The organism is Janthinobacterium foliorum, from assembly GCF_978021625.1.
In genome coordinates, this window is record NZ_CDXDQE010000002.1 from 436,372 (window position 1) to 454,783 (window position 18,412).

An 18,412-nucleotide genomic window follows, 5' to 3' on the forward strand; every position below is an offset into this window, starting at 1 on the left:
CGCGCTGGCCAGCGGCTCCCATTACAAAGGACAGCCGGCCTGCGGCGCGGCCACGGCGCCATGCCCTGGCTTGCGCCCGCCACGGCCCAATGTCACCGCCCTGCCCGCGCCGCCGGCCGCGTCGCGCACATCGCGCGCGTCGCCGATGTTGAACGTGCCCACCAGCGCCGCCATCTGGATGGCCTGCTCCTTCAATTGATCGGCCGCCGCCGCCGTCTGCTCCACCATCGCCGCGTTCTCCTGCGTCATGCGGTCGAGCTGGCTCACCACCACATTGACCTGCCCGATGCCTTCACTCTGTTCGCTGGCGGAAGCGCTGATCTCGCCGATGATGGCAACCACATGGCCGACGCTGTCGACGATTTCATCCATGGTCGCGCCCGCATCCTGCACCAGACGGCTGCCCGACGCCACGCTGGCCACGGAAGCGTCGATCAAGCCCTTGATTTCCTTGGCAGCAACAGCACTGCGCTGCGCCAGGTTGCGCACTTCGCTGGCCACCACGGCAAAACCGCGTCCTTCCTCTCCCGCGCGGGCCGCCTCGACCGCCGCATTCAAGGCCAGGATATTGGTCTGAAAGGCAATGCCGTCGATGGTGCCGAGAATATCGGCAATGCGTTGCGAGCCAGCATTGATCACACTCATGGTCTCCACCACCCGGGCGACCACGTCGGCACCGCGGCAGGCAACTTGCGACGCGGACGTGGCCAGCTGGGCGGCCTTGCTGGCCGCATGCGCAGTATTGCTGACCGCGCCAGTCAATTCCTCCATCGATGCCGCCGTCTGCTGCAAGCTCGATGCCTGCTCCTCGGTACGCAAGCTCAGGCTGGTATTTGCCGTGGCGATTTCCGCGGATCCCGTGGAGATCGACTGCGACGCCTGCCGCACCTGTCCTACCACCGCCGCCAGGGCGCCCTGCATCGCCACCAGCGAGTGCATGACACTGCCGGCCGGCGCCGATGCATGTTCGCCGGCAAGACGCAGATCGCCCGCGGCGACCTTTTGCGCGGCGGCACCCAGCAGTGCCGGCTCGCTGCCCAGCGAGCCGAACAAGGTGCGCGCGATCCACACGCCAGCGCTGCAGGCAGCAATAAAAGCCAGCAGGCAAATGGCCAGCAGCAGCGTGCGCTGAGTGGCAAACGCTTGCTTGCCCGCCAGCAAGCGCGCTTCGGCCCGGCTCTCGGCATAGCGCGCGTATGCACCGGTGGCCTGCTCCAGGCGCACGAGCAGGGGCTGGCATTCGCGGTTCAGTTTCTCGATGGCGGCAGCCTGCTGGCCCGCCAGGGCCAGCTCGACAATGGACAAGGCCACGGGGCCATACAGGGCTTCCAGCGCTGCCATTTCCCGTATCATCCTGCTTGCCGCCTCCGTGATTTCGGTCGATTGCGCGGAGCTCCGCTGCAATTGTTCCAAGGAAGATTGCACTCGGGCATGGGCGGCGGCGACCCGCTCTTTTTCCTGCGCGATATCTTGCACATTGGTAAATAGCAACAAATTGCGCGCGGCGATGGCCCGGTTATCGACCGCCTCCTGCAATTTGGTGACCAAAACGGAGCGGGCATTCGTTTCGGACAGATAGGAATCGAAACGCGCATTCGCATCGAGCAGCGCTGTGATGGAAATGCCGGACACGGCCAGCACCATCAGCGCCAGTCCGGTGAAAGCGATGGCCAATTTACCCTTGATCGTACGGATGTTCATATCATTTTTCCCTGTGTGAAGGCGAGCGGCGCAGGCCCGCCGGAGTGCTGACGCATTTTGCTGCCGGTACCGACGTGGCCTTAGGCGGGCGCGTCGGCATAAAACACGACGCAATCCTTGCCCGACAATTTCGCGCTGTATAGCGCCTCATCCGCATGCCGGAAGCTGTCCGCCACGCCTGGCCCGTGGACACGCGCGACGCCGACACTGATCGTCACGCCCCGCTTGATCATGGCCGCTCGCCGCACCGCCTCCAGCAACTGGTCCGCCATGCGCGCCGCGCGCGCCAGGTCGGCATCGATCAGCATGGCAAATTCCTCGCCGCCAATGCGTCCGTGCGGACAGCCGGCCGCGGACGCGGCAATAATCTGGCCCAGCGCGCGCAAGACGACGTCGCCGGCATCGTGCCCCAATTCATCGTTGATCTTTTTAAAGTCATCGACATCGGCCATCAGCAGATAGCCGTACGGAGGCTTGCCCTCATTTATGACCGCATGCAGCACATCGAGAAAACAGCGGCGATTTGGTATGCCGGTCAGATAATCGCGGTAAGCCATGTCTTCCAGGCGCGCCGTGGCGACATGGTTCGAATAGCGCAACCGGAAAAAACAGCTGCTGAAAAGCAAACCTATCGCCACCGCCGCTGCCACATACAATAACGACCAGTCGCCGCTGGCCAGCAGCGCCTGCTCAAAACCGCCCAGTCCCAGCACCAGCCATACCACCAGGATCAGGACCAGGTAAGTCAAGGGATCGCTGGCGATGGCGGAAATGGATACCGTCATCAGCACACCCAGGGGTAACATCCAGTAGTCGCCAATACCGCTGGCCGACAGCAGCATGCGAAAAGCGACACATGAAAAAATGGTGGTTACCAGGCCGCCGACATTCAGATAGCGCAAATTACTGGCGATGCAGCTGATCGCAATACCAAGCAGCACGCCGGCGACGCAGAGGACATATTCCATCCCCACCGCATAAAGCAGCCTGCTTGCCATGGCATACGACGCCAGCACCCCACTCAATGCCATGCATTGCAATGACAAGCTGGGCGATTTTAATTCCCGATGAAAATATCGCTGCTGCGACGTATCATGCGCGCCAGCATGCACCACCCTGCCTATTTCCGCCATTTTCCTGTGCAATGCACGCATTCCCGCTCCCTGCATGGCCATCATCGATAACCAGCGCACCATTACCATTCAAACAAAAATAATTTTTTAGTAAATCAATTTATTAATATTTTTTTATTTACCACAATCGCAAATATTTCCCCTTGGAAATTCAACTACCACACGGTACATTTATCCTGGCGCAGGCGGTACTACACCTTGGTTCTATTGATAATGGCACATGAAACCCGTACCATCGCGCTCGGTCATTTCAGCTAAATCGCTCCATGCATGGGAATAATTACAATGTTGCCTTTTAGGGAATGTAAGAGAATTACTTTTCATACAAATATCTGCCTGTTAATTAGCTGCATCATCTTTTCTACACTGCCCGGCACCAGGGCGCTTGCGGCACCTGGGCCCCTGCCGCAAACGGCTACGGTGGATGTCGCGCAAGCGTCGCACCTGGGCACGTTGAAGCGCTATCAGGTGCTTGAAGACCAACAATGTGCACAACAGCTGGACGAGGCCAGGCACAGCCCGCACTGGACTTCGGTAGCAGACCGGTCTCCCAATTTTGGCTTCACCGGCGCATGCTGGTGGATCAGGTTCAAACTGGAGAATTCCCAGCGGCAAGCGGTGCCACTGACGATCGACCTGGGCACGCCCCTGCAGGACTATGTCGACTGGCATGTGGTGGACCGGGCCGATGGACGTCTGTTGACCAGCGTTCGCAGCGGCGACCGGCGCGACTTCAATTTCCGCTATCAAAAGTCGCTGACCTTGTCGCTGCCGCTGACCATCGCTGCCGGACAACAGCTGGATATATATGCCAGGCTGGCCAGCTTTGACGGATTTCAGGAACCCCTCGCCATAACCGTGCAAACCAGCGATGTCTTTTTACAGGAAAAGTCCAGGGAAAACTTATTAACTGGCATGTATTTTGGCTGCCTTCTGGCATTCTGCATTTACAGCGTCTTTCTTTTTATTTCAACCAGAGAAAAAATTCACATTATCTATGCAGCGTTTCTCGGCCTGCTGATCATGACAACCTGCGTCTATTACGGTGTCAGCGCACAATTCATCAATCCCGGCCAACCGGATTTCAATAACCCTCTGCTGCCATTTTCTTTTGCCCTATGCATGTTCTTCTTCTTTGTCTTTGCAAAAATGCATTTGAAATTAGCGAATCAGCCGCCCGACATTCTCATGGGAACTTATAATGTCGTCACTCTCCTGCTTTTACTGATATCCCCGCTGGCATTCCTGCTTGGCCATGCCGCCGGCCACGCCGCCAATGCCATTCTCGTCCTATTCAATATCGCCATTCTCCTGCTGCTGACCGTTCGCCTGTGCCGGCATAAAAACACGAATGCTATTTTCCTGCTGATCGCTTTCTTTCCGCTTGGCACATCGCTGTCATTAAAACTGCTCAGCCTGGATAATATCGTCACCTTCCAGCCTTTATTCGAACGTAATTTTTATCTGGCGGAAAGCACGATTTTTTCCGTGGTGGCATTGAGCTTCTCCATCGCCCATTCCCTGAAAATGATGCGGCGGCTGATGGAACAGGCCAAGTCGCGCGAACTGGAATCGACCATCGCGCTGCAGGACAATGAACTCAAGCTGCTGCACCTGTCGCGCGTGACCCTGGCCGGCGAATTGTGCGGCGCCATCGCCCATGAATTGAGCCAGCCCCTCACGGTGATTCTCAGCAATGCCCAGGCGGCCGAGTTCATGCTCAAGAACAGGCATCTGAATGAATCGGCGCAGCTGGCCATCACGCGCGACATCATCGACCAGGCAAAACTGGCGGCCACGGTGATCACGAAAATCAGGCGTCTGCTGTACCCGGGCAAACGCGCGACCGGCAGGATTCCCGTCAACGATGTGCTGGCCAGCGCGCGGAAATTTCTACAGCATGACTTGCTCCTCAAAAATATCCGCCTGAGCGAATATGGCGACCATGCGCTATCCATCAGCGGCGACCTGGTGCAGATCCAGCAAGTCATGATCAACTTGCTGACCAACGCGATTGAGGCGGTCAAGGACCAGCCGGAGGAGCGCAAGTGCATCTATTTGTCAGTGCGCCGCTATCTGGGCAAATATGCCTTGTTTACCGTCAGCGATACGGGCGTGGGCTTGCCGCCCGAACATCAAGATAAAATATTCGATGCCTTCTACACCACCAGGGAGGGCGGCATGGGGCTGGGCCTGAATATATGCAAGAAAATAGTCGTGGCCCACTATGGCGAGATCTGGGCCCGCGCGTCCTACCCCTTCGGTTCCATCGTCGAATTCACCATTCCCACCGATGAATAATGCCGCCGCCGCGCCCTGCGTTTTCCTCGTCGATGACGACCCGTTCATTTTGCGGGCGCTGGAAAGAATTCTGTCTTGCGGCAGTTATCGCGTTCAAGCATTTTCTTCCGCGGAAGACTTCCTTGCTACCGCCGACTTGCAGCAAGCGGGTTGCATCGTGCTCGACTTGTCCATGCCCGCCATGTCCGGTTCCCTGCTGCAAGAACACCTGCTACGCTGCGAGTCGCTGCTGCCGATTATTTTTCTGACTGGCAATGGCGACGTGAGCAGTAGCGTCAAAGCCATGAAGCTGGGAGCCTTTGATTTCCTGACGAAACCCGTCGACGCCCTGCGCCTGCTCGGCGCGGTGCCACTGGCGCTGGCGCTGAACCGCAGACTGATGGCGGACCAGGCCCTGCTGCGCTCGATCGAATTGCGGCTGGGCAGCCTCACGAAGCGCGAGCGCCAGGTCATGGAACTGGTGGTAGCAGGCCGGCTGAACAAGCAGATCGCGGCCGAGCTGGGCACCGTGGAGCATACGGTCAAATTGCACCGCGCCAGCGTCATGCGCAAGATGCACGCCGAGTCCTTTTCCGACCTGATGACGACCATCACCACGCTGCGGCTGCTGAACGCGCATGCAAGCGGACGCTGATCACGGGCAGGCCGCAGCCGCCGGCTCCGTGCGGTGCGCCAGCGCGCACGCCAGCACGCCCGCCAGCAGCAGCACGGTCGCCGCAAATTCCGCCGCAGTTGGCCAGCGCTGTTCCCACACATAGCCATACAGCAAGGCAAACAGGAATTCAAAGACGATCATCTGGCCCATCAGGGTCAGCGGCAGCACGCGGCTGGCGTAATTCCACAAGCCGTTACCGGCGACAGAACAGAGCAGCGCCACGGCGCCCGCCACGCCTGCAAATTGCAGCCATTGCGCAGGCGCGCGCGCCGCTGCCGGCAGGAGCATGGCGGGAACGGCCAGCAGCAGCGCGGCCGCGCCCGTGACCACGCCCGTCAGCAGGTTCCATTCCTGCGCCGAGACGGCCGGCAGGCGGCCCATGGCACGGCTGTTGCTGACGGCGTACACCGTCCACGACAGCAGCGCCGCCAGCGCGCATGCCAGGCCCGGCAGCGAAGCGTGGCCCGCCTGGGACAGCGACTGCCAGCTGATGCAGCCCAGCCCGCCGGCGCTCAGCAGCAGCGACGGCAGCAGGCGGCGCAAGGGCGCGGCGTTCCGGTCGCGGCTGCCAACGAGGGTGACGACCACGGGCAGCAAGCCGATCACCATCGACGTCAGCGCCACGCCGCCCGTCTGCACGGCGCTGGCCAGCAAGACGTAATACACGATGTTGCCTGTCAGGCTGAGCCAGAGCAGCGTGCGCCAGTCGCGCCAGCCCAGGGTGCGGCACAAGCGCTTCCAGGCCGGCGCGACCAGCACCAGGGCCACGCAGCCATACGCCAGGTAGCGCCCGGCGGCCAGCTCCAGCGGGCGAAACGCGGGCAGCAAGGCGGGGACGAGAAACACCAGGCCCCACAGCGCGCCCGCGCCGATACCGGCCAGCATGCCTGCCCGGGTGTTGTGAACGTGCATACATAATCTCCTGAAAAGGAGATTGTGGCCGTTGCGCTCCCCCGCTTCTTGACGCGGGCTACCGCGTTTTTGACGGATGCTCGCGATGTTGGCGCCGGTAGGCGGCTGGGGTCGTGTCGATGCTGTCGCGCATGGCCCGCGTCAGCGCGCTCTGCTCGGAAAAGCCGGCGGCCAAGGCGATTTCGGCGATGCTGGCGTCGCTGGCGGCCAGCAACTCGCAGGCCCGCCCTATCCTTTGCTGCTGCAGCCAGGCATGCGGGCTGGTATCCATTTCCTCGCGGAACAGCGCGTGCAAGCGGCTGACGCTGAGGTTGGCGAAACGCGCCATCGATGCCGCCGGCCAGGGCAAGCCTGGCTCGGCTTGCACGCGGGCGATCAGCGCGGCCAGCCGCGACCGGGGCTGCGGTCCTGCCAGCAGCAGGGTATCGAGCAGCAGCGGCGTCCAGCCCTGGATGACGGCCGGCGTCAGCGCTTGCTGCCGGGCCATGAGGCCCAGATATTCGATCAGCTTGCGGGCGCCGGGGCCGAGAGCCGTGTAGGGGCCGTCCAGCAGGCGCTGCCAGCCGCACCGCGCCACGGCTGCCGTCTCCACGTCGAGGATGATGGAATGGTTCGCCACCCGGCTGTGCTGGGCATGCCAGGTATTGGCCGGGATCACCACGCCCCGCTGGGTGTCCACCTTGCCCGGCCTGCCGTCGATATCCAGCTGCAACTGGCCATGCAGGGGCAGCACCAGCTGCACGAAATCATGCCGGTTCGGCGCGCCGATGTCCGCATAGCTGCGAAGGGTGAGGTCAATTGCTGGATGGGCTGTGCTGGACATGGCGGGGCCGCCGGGCGCGAAGAAGCGTATATTTTATCAGTTCGGTGCACTATCCCGCTTGGTCTGCCGGCACGCGGTTCAACAGTGCGCGCCGGTCTGTGCGCGCTTGCTCTACACTGGCGCTTTTTCCTGCGCAACCTCCATGCAACTACCCGCAAACCTCGCCAACATTTCAGTGGATCAAGACTGGCAGCATGCCGCGCCCTACCCGCCACTGGGCTTCACGCCGTTCTACGAAGGCGCACTGGGCAATGGAGATACCTTCGGCCTGTACTGGCCCATCGGCCGCGAAGCGAGCGAACCGATCGTCGTCGAGACGTGGCACGATGAAGGACGGCTCCAGCCGCATTTTTCCAGCCTGGCCGCGTTCCTGCAAGGCTACGCGGCGGCGGACGAGGAATATGTCGGCACGCCTGCGCTGGCCGACGACCCCGATTCACCGCGGGCCGCCTTCCTGGAAGCGAAGGAATTGATTGCCCGGCAAAACCCGGCGGCCGCCATCGCGCTGCTGGAAGCGGCGCTGGCCCGCCTGCCCGAATACACGGATGCGCTGGCGCTGCTGCATGGCCAGTACGTGCGCGCGGGACGCACCGATGAAGCGGTCAAGGTGGCCATCCAGGCCATCATTTCACCGCCATCGTTTGGCGGCCCGCCCTTGAAAGCCTTGCACTGGCTGCGCAAGCAGCCGCTGCCGGATACGCAACATGACCCCATCTGGCGCGCCTGCGGCCAGCTGTCGCTCAGCTTTGGCGGCAGCAAGGACAATGCGGATTATCCCGTGCTGCTCGCCGCCATCGACACGTATCTTGAGCAAGGCAATGAGCGCTGCGCCTCGACCCTGATGCAAACCTACGCGGAACTGATGTTCGCAGAAACCGTTTCCTTCCAGGAGCGCTACGGCTTCGATGCCGCCGCCTTCATCGCGCGCCAGATCGCCGTGGGCGCGCGGCTGGCCCACGGCGGGCGGGACGCGTCGGGGCTCTGCTGGCCGGACATGGCTTAGCTAGTCAAAGGTCAGGGAATTGAAGAATCGCTGGCGGGATGCAAGCGACTGCGCGTCATGCTCCTTGTCGACAAGGATGCTCAACATATAAGTGCCGCCAGGCACGCGGAACCACAGTCCATGCGTCACCATTGTGCCATTACTGCCAGGTAAAGTCCCCTGCGTGATGACGGCATCGGCGCCCTTGAATTGGGTGACGTCCGCATCCGGCTTGAAAAATGCTGCGTCAAACGTCGCACCCATGCCCGAATCCGGCCCGGACGGTTCAAACACAGCCACGAAGGTGACGCCATGACGGTCAGCTCCACGCAGCACGAATGCCGCTTGCCCGGCACCGCCTTTGGTCATGTCGGAAAAAGGACCTGGCATGTCCACTGAAAAGCCCCCCTCCGTGGAATGCGCCCTGGTCCAGCCCTGCGCGTCGGCGGGCGCTGCGGCTGGCTGGTGATTTTTAGACGTATATTCCTTGCGTGCCACGCCAAGGACCGGCATGGATGGCGCAATGGCCTGCACGTAGAAGAAACGGCGGCCCCCGCCGGATGTCAGTTTCGTGCCATAAAAGCGCATGCGCTTGCCTACGAGCTGACTGGCGGCGGCTTTACCGCGCAGGGGAATTTGCCCCTCTAAAAAACAGGGATCGGCAAGCAACATGGCACTCAGGAAACGTGGCGAACGCGCCAGTTCGTACTGAACCTTGGCATTGTCTATGCTGACATGCAAGCGGGCAGGGTCGGCATGCATGGCCACAATATCAACGATATCGCCGTCGATCACCCAGTCCGCCTTGTCAGCCGCGTCTTGCGGGGACTTGACGATGGCGGTGCAGTCATTGCCAGCTTGGGCAAGCGCCGCGTGCGACAACAGGAAGCAGGCCAGTGCAGTGGCAGGACGCAAGTGTTTCAAGCGCATCTCTCTTGTCTGGGTAATTTCAAGCGGTGCCAGCGCCGCGGATATTACCCCAGCACAACCAGAAACACATTTATTATTTGGCAATAAAAAAGACTGCATCGAGTCTCAGGCCGCGCCATCGTCCGGCCGCTGCCGGAACAGCTTGCGGTAGGCGGACGGCGACGTCCGCAAGTTCGCGCGGAAATGCTGGCGCAGCGACAGGGCCGTGCCAAAGCCCGCCTCCTGCGCCACCACATCGATCGAGGCGGCGCTTTTTTCCAGCATGCCTTGCGCATGCGCCAGGCGCTGGTTCAGCAGCCATTGCTTGAAGGATGTCCCCGTCGCCTGGCGGAAGTGGCGCGTGAAGTTGCGCCGGCTCATGGCGGCCCGCTCGGCCAATGCATCGATGCTGTGGGCCTTGCCCAGGCTGGCCGTCACGCAGGCCAGCACCTCGGCAAAGCGTCCTTCGCTGCCGGACACGGGCAGCGGCCGCTCGATGAACTGTGCCTGCCCGCCCTGGCGGTGCGGCGCCACCAGCAGGCGGCGTGCCACGCGGTTGGCCACCTCGGCGCCGGCCAGCTGGCGCAGCAGGTGCAGGCAGCAGTCGAGCCCGGCAGCCACGCCGGCCGACGTCAGCACGCCCCCATCGTCCACGTACAGCACCTCGCGCTCGACCTTGACCTGCGGGTAGCGCGCCGCCAGCTGGACGGCCATGCCCCAGTGCGTGGCGGCGCTCTTGCCATCCAACAAGCCCGCCTGCGCCAGGGGAAACGCGCCCAGGCACAGGCCCACCATGCGCGCGCCGCGCCCGCTGGCCGCCCGCAACGCGGCGACGAGGGTCGCCGGCGCCTCGCTGCAATCGTCGCGCCAGGCCGGCATGATGACGATATCGGCACCGTCCAGGCCTTCCAGGCCGAACTCGGGCGTGATGCTGAAACCGGCCGGCGTGCGCAGGGGCACCGCATCGGCGGCGCAGACGCGCACCGTAAAGCGGGGCAGCCCCGGCTCGTCGAATTGCTCGCCAAACACCAGGCACGGTACGGACAAGTGAAATGGCGTCATGCCGTCAAAGGCAATCACGGCCACGGTCAAGGGGGCGGCTTGGGGAAGAAAAGTAGGCATGGCCCGATTTTATCGCAGATAGGCCTTCGGGCCACTTTTTATTGATGGCGCGCGGCCTGACAATGACCGCAGCGGGAAAGCCCTTCCCCTTTCACCTTTTCCAGGAGCCATGCATGAGCAACACAATCACCGCACCACGCCGCGCCCTGCTCGTCATCGACGTGCAAAATGAATATTTCACGGGCGACTTGCCCATCGAATACCCGTCCGTCGACATCTCCCTGCCCAACATCGTGCAGGCCATGGCTGCCGCGCGCGCCGCCGGCGTGCCCGTCATCGGCGTCCAGCACGACGCGCCGGAAGCATCGCCCATCTTTGCCAAGGGCAGCGACGGCTGGCAGCTGCACCCGCAGGTGGCCGCCTTTGCCGCCGATCACCGCATCAACAAGGTCATGGGCAGCGCCTTTACCGGCACGGACCTGCGCGCCTGGCTGGACGGCCGCGGCATCGACACGCTGACGGTGACCGGCTACATGACGCACAACTGCGACGCGGCCACCATCTACCAGGCGGCGCACGATGGCTTGCAGGTGGAATTCCTGCAGGACGCCACGGGCACCCTGTCGTATGCGAATGCGGGCGGCACGGCCAGCGCCGAGGAGATCCACCGCGTCTACAGCACCGTGTTCCACTCGAACTTCGCGGCCGTCGCCAGCACGCAGGCCTGGCTGGACGCCGTGCGCGAAGGCAAGCCGCTGGAAAAGGATAATATTTATCTGTCGAACCAGCGCGCAGCGCGCGCGCAAGGCGCAGGCGAACTGACGCCTGACGGGATGGACGGGTATGATGCGTCCGTCTGATGCGTCCATCCGATGCGTCCATCCCGAGTTTCATTCTCCACCATGCGAAAAATTCTGTTCCTGGGCCTGAGCGCCCTTGCCGCTTTCCTGCTAGCCACTGCCGCCCTGGTGCTGGAAGGACTGGGCGACAAGCTAGGCCCCGCCGACGTGATCGTCGTGCCCGGCAACACCATCGCGCCGGACGGCACGCCCAGCCCCCGCCTGCAGGCGCGGCTCGACGCGGCGCTCAAGCAGTTCCGGCAGCAAAGGGCGCCGCGCATCCTCGTCAGCGGGGCGACGGGCAAGGAAGGTTTCGACGAAGCCGCTTCCATGGGCCGCTACCTGCAGTCGCGCGGCGTGCCGGCCAGCGCCATCATCGAGGACAATCAAGGCTGGACCACGGAGGCCACGGCCCGCAACGCGGCAGCCCTCATGCACCAGCATGGCTGGAAGACGGCCATGGTGGCCACGCAGTATTTCCACGTGCCCCGCTTCCGCCTGGCGCTGCAGCGGGCCGGCATCACCGTCAGCGGCAACGTGCACGCGCCCTACTTCGAGCTGCGCGACCTGTACTCGGTACCGCGCGAAACCGCCGGCTATGCCGTGTATTTCATGCGCCACTGAGCGCCCGCTTTCACTCGCTCCAGTCGCGCGAACGCTCCACGGCCCGCTGCCACTTGTGCAGGCGCGTCAGGCGCTCGTCAGCCGCCATCTTCGGTTCAAAACGGCGTGCCACCTGCCATTGCGAGGCGATTTCTTCCTCGGAAGCCCAGAAGCCCACGGCCAGGCCCGCCAGGTAGGCGGCGCCCAGGGCCGTCGTTTCCGTCACCACGGGACGCACCACGGGCACATTCAGAATGTCGGCCTGGAACTGCATCAGCATGTCGTTGCGGGCCGCGCCGCCGTCCACGCGCAGTTCTGAGAGCGCAATGCCCGCATCATCCTGCATGGCGGACAGGACGTCCACGTTCTGGTAAGCCACGCCTTCCAGCGCCGCGCGCGCGATGTGCGCCTTGCCCGTGCCGCGCGTGATGCCGATCAGGGTGCCGCGCGCATACGGGTCCCAGTACGGCGCGCCCAGGCCCGCGAATGCTGGCACGAAGACGAGGCCGCCCGAATCGGGCACGCTGGTGGCCAGGGCTTCCACCTCGGACGAGTCGCGGATGATGCCGATGCCGTCGCGCATCCATTGCACGGCCGCGCCCGCGATAAAGGCGCTGCCTTCGAGCAAATAATCCGTTTTATCCGTTCCCTGTCCCAGGCTCCAGCCCACCGTCGTCAACAGGCGGTTTTTCGACTGCAGGGGGCGCTTGCCCACGTTCATCAGCATGAAGCAGCCCGTGCCATAAGTATTCTTCGCCATGCCCGGCTTCAAGCAGGCCTGGCCGAACGTGGCCGCCTGCTGGTCGCCCGCGATGCCGGCAATCGGCACGGATACGCCCAGCAAGGCCGCATGCGTGTGGGCCGCCACGCCGCTGGACGGCACGACGTCGGGCAGCAGCGAGGCGGGAATGTCCAGCAGCGCCAGCAGATCCGTATCCCACTGCAAGGTATGTATGTTGAACAGCATGGTGCGCGCCGCGTTGCTCGTGTCCGTGATGTGGTCGCCGCTCATTTTGTAGATCAGCCAGCTGTCCACCGTGCCGAAGGCCAGCTCGCCCCGCTCGGCGCGCGCGCGGGCGCCCGGCACGTTGTCGAGCAGCCATTTGAGCTTGGTGGCGGAAAAATAGGCGTCCAGCACCAGGCCCGTCTTTTGCTGGATCAGGTCCGCCTTGCCCTGCTCGACCAGCTGCTCGCAAAAGGCCGCATTGCGCCGGTCTTGCCAGACGATGGCGTTGGCCACCGGTTCGCCCGTGGCGCGGTCCCACAGCACCGTCGTCTCGCGCTGGTTGGTGACGCCGATGGCGGCCACGTCGCTTGCCGCCACGCCGCTGTCGCGCATGACCTGTTGCAGCACGCCCTCCTGCGAGGCCCAGATTTCACCGGCGTCATGCTCGACCCAGCCCGGCTGGGGGAAAATCTGGCGGAACTCCCGCTGCGCGCTGGCGCGCGGCCGGCCCGCATGATCGAACAGGATGGCGCGCGAACTGGTGGTGCCCTGGTCTAAAGCAAGTATGTATTTGGTCATGGTCGCTACTACATTAATACAGAGAAAGAGGCACGGGCGAACGCCCGTGCCCCGGAACAACGGCGGCAGGAGTTTACACGACTACCTGACCTTGCCTTCTTTCCACGCTTGCAGCAGCTTGTCATAGGCAATGGTTTCACCCTTCGGCTTTTCATTTGCCAGCTTTTTCCATGGGGCGTGCTGGTCCGACAGGTACTGGTTCGGATCGCCCTTCGGATTGAGCTTGGGCGCGCACGCCTTCATGCCGGCCCGCTGCAGGCGCGCCATGACCTGGTCCATTTCCTCGGCCAGGTTATCCATGGCGGCCTGCGGCGTTTTTTCCGCCGTGATGGCCGTGGCCACGTTTTTCCACCACAGCTGGGCCAGCTTCGGATAGTCGGGCACGTTGTTGCCCGTCGGCGTCCACGCCACCCTGGCGGGGCTGCGGTAGAACTCGATCAAGCCGCCATATTCGTTCGCGTGTTTCGTAAAATAATCGTGGCGAATGTCGGAATCGCGGATAAACGTCAGGCCCACGATGGATTTCTTCAGCGATACGGTTTTCGACGTGACGAATTGCGCGTACAGCCAGGCAGCCGCCTTGCGGTCGTCCGGCGTGGACTTGAACAGGAACCAGGAGCCCACGTCCTGGTAGCCGTTCTGCATGCCCTCTTTCCAGTACGGGCCGTGCGGCGACGGCGCCATGCGCCATTTCGGCGTGCCGTCCTTGTTGACCACTGGCAAGCCCGGTTTCGTCATGCCGGCCGTAAATGCCGTGTACCAGAAGATTTGCTGGGCGATTTCGCCCTGCGCCGGCACGGGGCCCGATTCCGAGAAATTCATGCCGTTCGCCTGCGGCGGCGCGTACTTCTTCATCCAGTCGATGTATTTCGTCAACGCAAAGACGGCCGCCGGCGAATTGGTGGCGCCGCCGCGCGACATGGACGCGCCCACGGGCGTGCACTTGTCGGCCGCCACCTTGATGCCCCATTCATCGACGGGCATGCCGTTCGGAATGCCCTTGTCGGCCGCGCCAGCCATCGACAGCCACGCATCCGTGAAGCGCCAGCCCAGCGATGGATCCTTCTTGCCGTAATCCATGTGACCGTAGACTTTCTTGCCGTCCAGTTCCTTCACGTCATTCGTAAAGAAGTCGGCGATGTCTTCATACGCGGACCAGTTCTGCGGCACGCCCAGCTCGTAGCCATACTTGGCCTTGAACTTCGCCTGCAAATCCTTGCGCGCAAACCAGTCGGCACGGAACCAGTACAGGTTGGCGAACTGCTGGTCGGGCAACTGGTATACCTTGCCGTCCGGCGCCGTCGTGAAGCTGATGCCGATGAAGTCCTTCAAGTCCAGGCCCGGATTCGTGAATTCCTTGCCCTTGGCCGCCATGTAGTCGGACAGGGGTTCCACGGCGCCATAGCGGTAATGCGTGCCGATCAGGTCGGAATCGGAAATCCAGCCGTCATAGATGCTCTTGCCGGACTGCATGGACGTTTGCAGTTTTTCCACCACATCGCCTTCCTGGATGATGTCGTGGCGCACCTTGATGCCCGTGATTTCCTCGAAGGCCTTGGCCAGCGTCTTCGATTCGTACACATGGGTGTCGATGGTCTCCGAGACCACGGAAATTTCCTTGATGCCCTTGGCTTTCAGCTTGGCGGCCGCATCGATGAACCATTTCATTTCAGCAAGCTGTTGCTGCTTGCTCAGGCTGGATGGCTGGAATTCCTTGTCGATCCAGGTTTGCGCCTGCCTGGCGTCCGCCAGGGCCGCATTCGACACGAGCATGGCCGCAGCCGCGAAGACCGTGAACTTCAATTTCATCGTGAATCTCCTTTTATAATTTTTACCGGCCGCCTGCTGGCGGTACGGCATCCATCAACACCGGCAAGCCGGTCATCCCCAACGCATTACTAAGAGCAACAACAAAAAACTGATGGCAGCCCCGATGGCCTGCTGCATGTCCGTGAACCCCGCCCACGCCAGGTTGACGTAGGCGGCCGTCAGCAGCCCGATGAACAAACGGTCGCCGCGCGTCGTCGGCATCGGCAGGAAACCTTTTCGCTCGATGCTGGGCGAACGGATTTGCCAGACCGTCATGCCGGCCAGCATCAGGCCGATGCAGATGAAAAAGACGGCCACTTCCGGCGTCCACGCCATCCAGCCGAACAGGCTGGCTGTGCTATCGAGATTGTTTTCCATGTCACACCCTCCCCATGGCAAAGCCCTTGGCAATGTAATGGCGCACGAACCAGATCACCAGCGCGCCGGGCACGATGGTCAGCACGCCCGCCGCCGCCAGCACGCCCCAGTCCATGCCCGCCGCCGACACGGTGCGCGTCATGGTGGCGGCGATAGGCTTGGCATTGACGGACGTCAAGGTGCGCGCCAGCAGCAGTTCCACCCAGCTGAACATGAAGCAGAAGAAGGCCGTCACGCCCACGCCCGACTTGATCATCGGCAAAAAAATCTGGATGAAGAAACGGGGGAAGCTGTAGCCGTCGATATACGCCGTCTCGTCGATTTCCTTCGGCACGCCGGACATGAAGCCTTCCAGTATCCACACGGCCAGCGGCACGTTGAAGACCATGTGCGCCAGCGCCACGGCCAGGTGCGTATCCATCAGGCCCACCGTCGAGTACAGCTGGAAGAACGGCACGAGGAACACGGCGGGCGGCGTCATGCGGTTGGTCAGCAGCCAGAAGAACAGGTGCTTGTCGCCGACGAAGTTGTAGCGCGAAAACGCATACGCGGCCGGCAAGGCGACCGTGACGGACATCACCATGTTCAGCGCCACGTAAATCATGGAATTGATATAGCCGCTGTACCAGGATGCATCCGTGAAGATGGTCTTGTAGTTGGCAAACGTGAGGCTCCGGGGCCACAGGCTCAGGACGCCGACGATTTCCTCGTTGGTCTTGAGCGACATGTTGAGCATCCAGTAGATGGGCAGCAGGGAGCCCAGCAAAAAGAGCGCGAGGATGGCGCCGCCGATTTTCCGGTTCATCATTTCTGGTCTCCCGTGCCGACGCGCTGCATCCACGTGTACAGCACAAAGCAGAACAGCAGGATGATGAGGAAATAAATCAGGGAAAACGCCGACGCCGGCCCCAGGTCGAACTGGCCCACGGCCTTTTGCGTCAGATACTGCGACAAAAAGGTGGTGGCGTTGCCGGGACCGCCGCCCGTCAGCACGAACGGTTCCGTGTAGATCATGAAACTGTCCATGAAGCGCAGCAGGACGGCGATCATCAGCACATTGCGCAATTTCGGCAGCTGGATGTAGCGGAACACGGCCAGGCGCGAAGCGCCATCGATGCGCGCCGCCTGGTAATACGCGTCGGGAATGGCGCGCAAGCCCGCATAGCACAGCAGCACGACCAGCGGCGTCCAGTGCCAGATATCCATCACCATCACCGTCAGCCAGGCGTCGAGCGAATTGCCGTTGTAGTTGTAGTCAAAGCCCAGCTGGTTCAGGGTGTAGCCCATCAGACCGATGTCGCCGCGGCCAAAGATCTGCCAGATGGTGCCCACCACGTTCCAGGGAATGAGCAGGGGCAGCGCGATCAGCACCAGCGCCAGCGAGGCCTTCCAGCCATCGGCCGGCATGCACAGGGCGATCAGGATGCCCAGCGGTATCTGGATCGCCAGCACGGAACCGGAAAACAGCAGCTGGCGCAGCAGCGCGCTGTGCAGGTCGCCGTCGAGCATGACCATGCGGAACCACTCCGTGCCGACAAACACCTTTTGCGTGGGACTCAGGATATCCTGCACGGAATAGTTCACCACCGTCATCAGGGGCAGGATGGCGGAAAAGGCCACGCATAACAGCACGGGCAGGATCAGCAGCCAGGCGCGGCGGTTGTTATCGGTTTTGCCATTATGTATCATCATGCCACCCGCTTATCGTTGACGTAGAACAAGGTGCGTTGCTGGGGAAAGCGCAGCCGCACGGCATCGCCCGCCACCGCCTCGATGGCGCGCAGCTTGGCGGCCACGGTGGCGCCGCCCACGCGGAACTCGGCCAGGCAATGCGTGCCCATGTTGCGCACGGCGGTGACGGTGGCGGCCAGCGTGTCCCCGCCCTCCCCGCCTGCTTGCAGGCACTCGACGAATTCCGGCCGCACGCCGACGGTGATCTTGCCTTGCGCGCCCAGCAGGGCGCCGCGCGCCGCGGCGGACACGGCGAGCAGCTGCCCCGCCACGCGCACGCCGCCATCGTCCAAGGTGCAATCGAGCAAATTCATGCCCGGGTTGCCGATGAAATAGCCGACAAACGTGTGCTCGGGTTCTTCGAACAGGGCTTGCGCGCTGCCCGTCTGCACCACTTCGCCCTGCGTCATGACGACCACCTGGTCGGCAAAGGTCAACGCTTCCACCTGGTCGTGCGTGACGTAGATCAGCGACAATTTCAGTTCGTGGTGAATTTCCTTGAGTTTCCTGCGCAGCAGCCATTTCAGGTGCGGGTCGATCACCGTCAGCGGTTCGTCGAACAGCACGGCCGCCACGTCGGGACGCACGAGGCCGCGTCCCAGCGAAATCTTTTGCTTGGCGTCCACGGACAAGCCGCTGGCGCGCAATTTCAAGTCGTCCGTCAGCTCCAGCATCTGCGCCACCTGCTGCACGCGCTTTTTCACGTCCGGCTCTTTCCAGCCGCGATTGCGCAGCGGAAACGCCAGGTTGTCGTGCACGGTCATGGTGTCGTAGATGACGGGAAACTGGAACACTTGCGCGATATTCCTCGCTTCCGTCGGCAGCTGCGTGACGTCGCGGCCGTCGAACAGCACCTTGCCATGCGACGGCTTGACGAGACCGGAAATGATATTGAGCAAGGTCGTCTTGCCGCAGCCCGATGGCCCCAGCAAGGCATACGCGCCGCCATCGCGCCATTCCATGCTCATGGGCCGCAGCGCGTAATCGGCCGGCACTGCCGGATTCGGCTTGTAGGCGTGGGCCAGGTCCAGCAGTTCGATGCGCGCCAT

At 62.5% G+C, this 18,412-nt stretch carries 17 protein-coding genes; 5 read left to right on the forward strand and 12 right to left on the reverse strand.

Annotation, left to right across the window (positions count from 1 at the left end):
• Positions 1 to 21: 21 nt before the first annotated feature.
• Both ACZ92H_RS06435 and ACZ92H_RS06440 read right to left on the reverse strand, forming a co-directional pair.
• Positions 22 to 1,701, reverse strand: coding sequence for a methyl-accepting chemotaxis protein (locus ACZ92H_RS06435; protein ID WP_465048730.1), 1,680 nt, complete (start codon positions 1,699 to 1,701; stop codon positions 22 to 24).
• 80 nt (positions 1,702 to 1,781) lie between these two features.
• A complete protein-coding gene (locus tag ACZ92H_RS06440) occupies positions 1,782 to 2,897 on the reverse strand; it encodes a GGDEF domain-containing protein (protein WP_465048731.1) in 1,116 nt (371 codons plus the stop codon).
• Between the two features lie 357 nt (positions 2,898 to 3,254).
• Between ACZ92H_RS06440 and ACZ92H_RS06445 the strand changes: the two genes are divergently transcribed.
• Both ACZ92H_RS06445 and ACZ92H_RS06450 read left to right on the forward strand, forming a co-directional pair.
• Complete coding sequence (locus ACZ92H_RS06445) at positions 3,255 to 5,135, forward strand: sensor histidine kinase (protein WP_465048732.1); 1,881 nt, start codon at positions 3,255 to 3,257, stop codon at positions 5,133 to 5,135.
• The gene (locus ACZ92H_RS06450) at positions 5,128 to 5,769 is read left to right on the forward strand and encodes a response regulator transcription factor (protein WP_465048733.1); all 642 of its coding nucleotides are present in this window, start codon (positions 5,128 to 5,130) and stop codon (positions 5,767 to 5,769) included. The genes ACZ92H_RS06445 and ACZ92H_RS06450 overlap by 8 nt, the downstream gene beginning before the upstream one ends.
• On the opposite strand, the gene ACZ92H_RS06455 is transcribed toward ACZ92H_RS06450, so the two are convergent.
• Both ACZ92H_RS06455 and ACZ92H_RS06460 read right to left on the reverse strand, forming a co-directional pair.
• Positions 5,770 to 6,702: a DMT family transporter gene (locus tag ACZ92H_RS06455; protein WP_465048734.1), complete on the reverse strand. Its 933-nt coding sequence runs from the start codon at positions 6,700 to 6,702 to the stop codon at positions 5,770 to 5,772.
• 58 nt (positions 6,703 to 6,760) lie between these two features.
• On the reverse strand, positions 6,761 to 7,525 hold the full coding sequence (locus ACZ92H_RS06460; protein ID WP_465048735.1) for a helix-turn-helix domain-containing protein: 765 nt from the start codon (positions 7,523 to 7,525) through the stop codon (positions 6,761 to 6,763).
• A 142-nt stretch (positions 7,526 to 7,667) separates the two neighbouring features.
• Between ACZ92H_RS06460 and ACZ92H_RS06465 the strand changes: the two genes are divergently transcribed.
• Positions 7,668 to 8,528 carry a tetratricopeptide repeat protein gene (locus ACZ92H_RS06465; protein ID WP_465048736.1) on the forward strand — a complete coding sequence of 287 codons (861 nt, stop codon included), beginning with the start codon at positions 7,668 to 7,670 and terminating at the stop codon, positions 8,526 to 8,528.
• Here the strand turns inward: ACZ92H_RS06465 and ACZ92H_RS06470 are convergent, their stop codons facing one another.
• Together ACZ92H_RS06470 and ACZ92H_RS06475 are read right to left on the reverse strand one after the other, a co-directional pair.
• Entirely contained in the window at positions 8,529 to 9,536 is a 1,008-nt protein-coding gene (locus ACZ92H_RS06470) for a hypothetical protein (protein WP_465048737.1), read from the reverse strand.
• Positions 9,537 to 9,542: 6 nt separating this feature from the next.
• Entirely contained in the window at positions 9,543 to 10,508 is a 966-nt protein-coding gene (locus tag ACZ92H_RS06475; RefSeq protein ID WP_465048857.1) for a GlxA family transcriptional regulator, read from the reverse strand.
• Positions 10,509 to 10,651: 143 nt separating this feature from the next.
• On the opposite strand from ACZ92H_RS06475, the gene ACZ92H_RS06480 reads away from it, so the two are divergent.
• The gene (locus ACZ92H_RS06480) at positions 10,652 to 11,338 is read left to right on the forward strand and encodes a cysteine hydrolase family protein (RefSeq protein ID WP_465048738.1); all 687 of its coding nucleotides are present in this window, start codon (positions 10,652 to 10,654) and stop codon (positions 11,336 to 11,338) included.
• A 42-nt stretch (positions 11,339 to 11,380) separates the two neighbouring features.
• Positions 11,381 to 11,941: a YdcF family protein gene (locus ACZ92H_RS06485; RefSeq protein ID WP_465048739.1), complete on the forward strand. Its 561-nt coding sequence runs from the start codon at positions 11,381 to 11,383 to the stop codon at positions 11,939 to 11,941.
• 10 nt (positions 11,942 to 11,951) lie between these two features.
• Here ACZ92H_RS06485 and glpK read toward each other — a convergent pair whose 3' ends face one another.
• The 6 genes from glpK to ACZ92H_RS06515 form a co-directional block, all read right to left on the reverse strand.
• Positions 11,952 to 13,445 carry a glycerol kinase GlpK gene (gene glpK, locus ACZ92H_RS06490; protein WP_465048740.1) on the reverse strand — a complete coding sequence of 498 codons (1,494 nt, stop codon included), beginning with the start codon at positions 13,443 to 13,445 and terminating at the stop codon, positions 11,952 to 11,954.
• An 81-nt stretch (positions 13,446 to 13,526) separates the two neighbouring features.
• Positions 13,527 to 15,254, reverse strand: coding sequence for an ABC transporter substrate-binding protein (locus tag ACZ92H_RS06495; protein ID WP_131373026.1), 1,728 nt, complete (start codon positions 15,252 to 15,254; stop codon positions 13,527 to 13,529).
• 72 nt (positions 15,255 to 15,326) lie between these two features.
• Positions 15,327 to 15,602 carry a DUF2160 domain-containing protein gene (locus tag ACZ92H_RS06500; RefSeq protein WP_465048858.1) on the reverse strand — a complete coding sequence of 92 codons (276 nt, stop codon included), beginning with the start codon at positions 15,600 to 15,602 and terminating at the stop codon, positions 15,327 to 15,329.
• Positions 15,603 to 15,633: 31 nt separating this feature from the next.
• Positions 15,634 to 16,437, reverse strand: a complete 804-nt coding sequence (locus ACZ92H_RS06505) for a carbohydrate ABC transporter permease (protein ID WP_465048859.1) — start codon at positions 16,435 to 16,437, stop codon at positions 15,634 to 15,636.
• Positions 16,437 to 17,324 (reverse strand): carbohydrate ABC transporter permease, encoded by an 888-nt coding sequence (locus tag ACZ92H_RS06510; RefSeq protein ID WP_131373024.1) that lies wholly within the window; start codon positions 17,322 to 17,324, stop codon positions 16,437 to 16,439. Before ACZ92H_RS06510 ends, ACZ92H_RS06505 begins: the two co-directional genes overlap by 1 nt.
• Positions 17,321 to 18,412, reverse strand: a complete 1,092-nt coding sequence (locus tag ACZ92H_RS06515; RefSeq protein WP_465048741.1) for an ABC transporter ATP-binding protein — start codon at positions 18,410 to 18,412, stop codon at positions 17,321 to 17,323. Before ACZ92H_RS06515 ends, ACZ92H_RS06510 begins: the two co-directional genes overlap by 4 nt.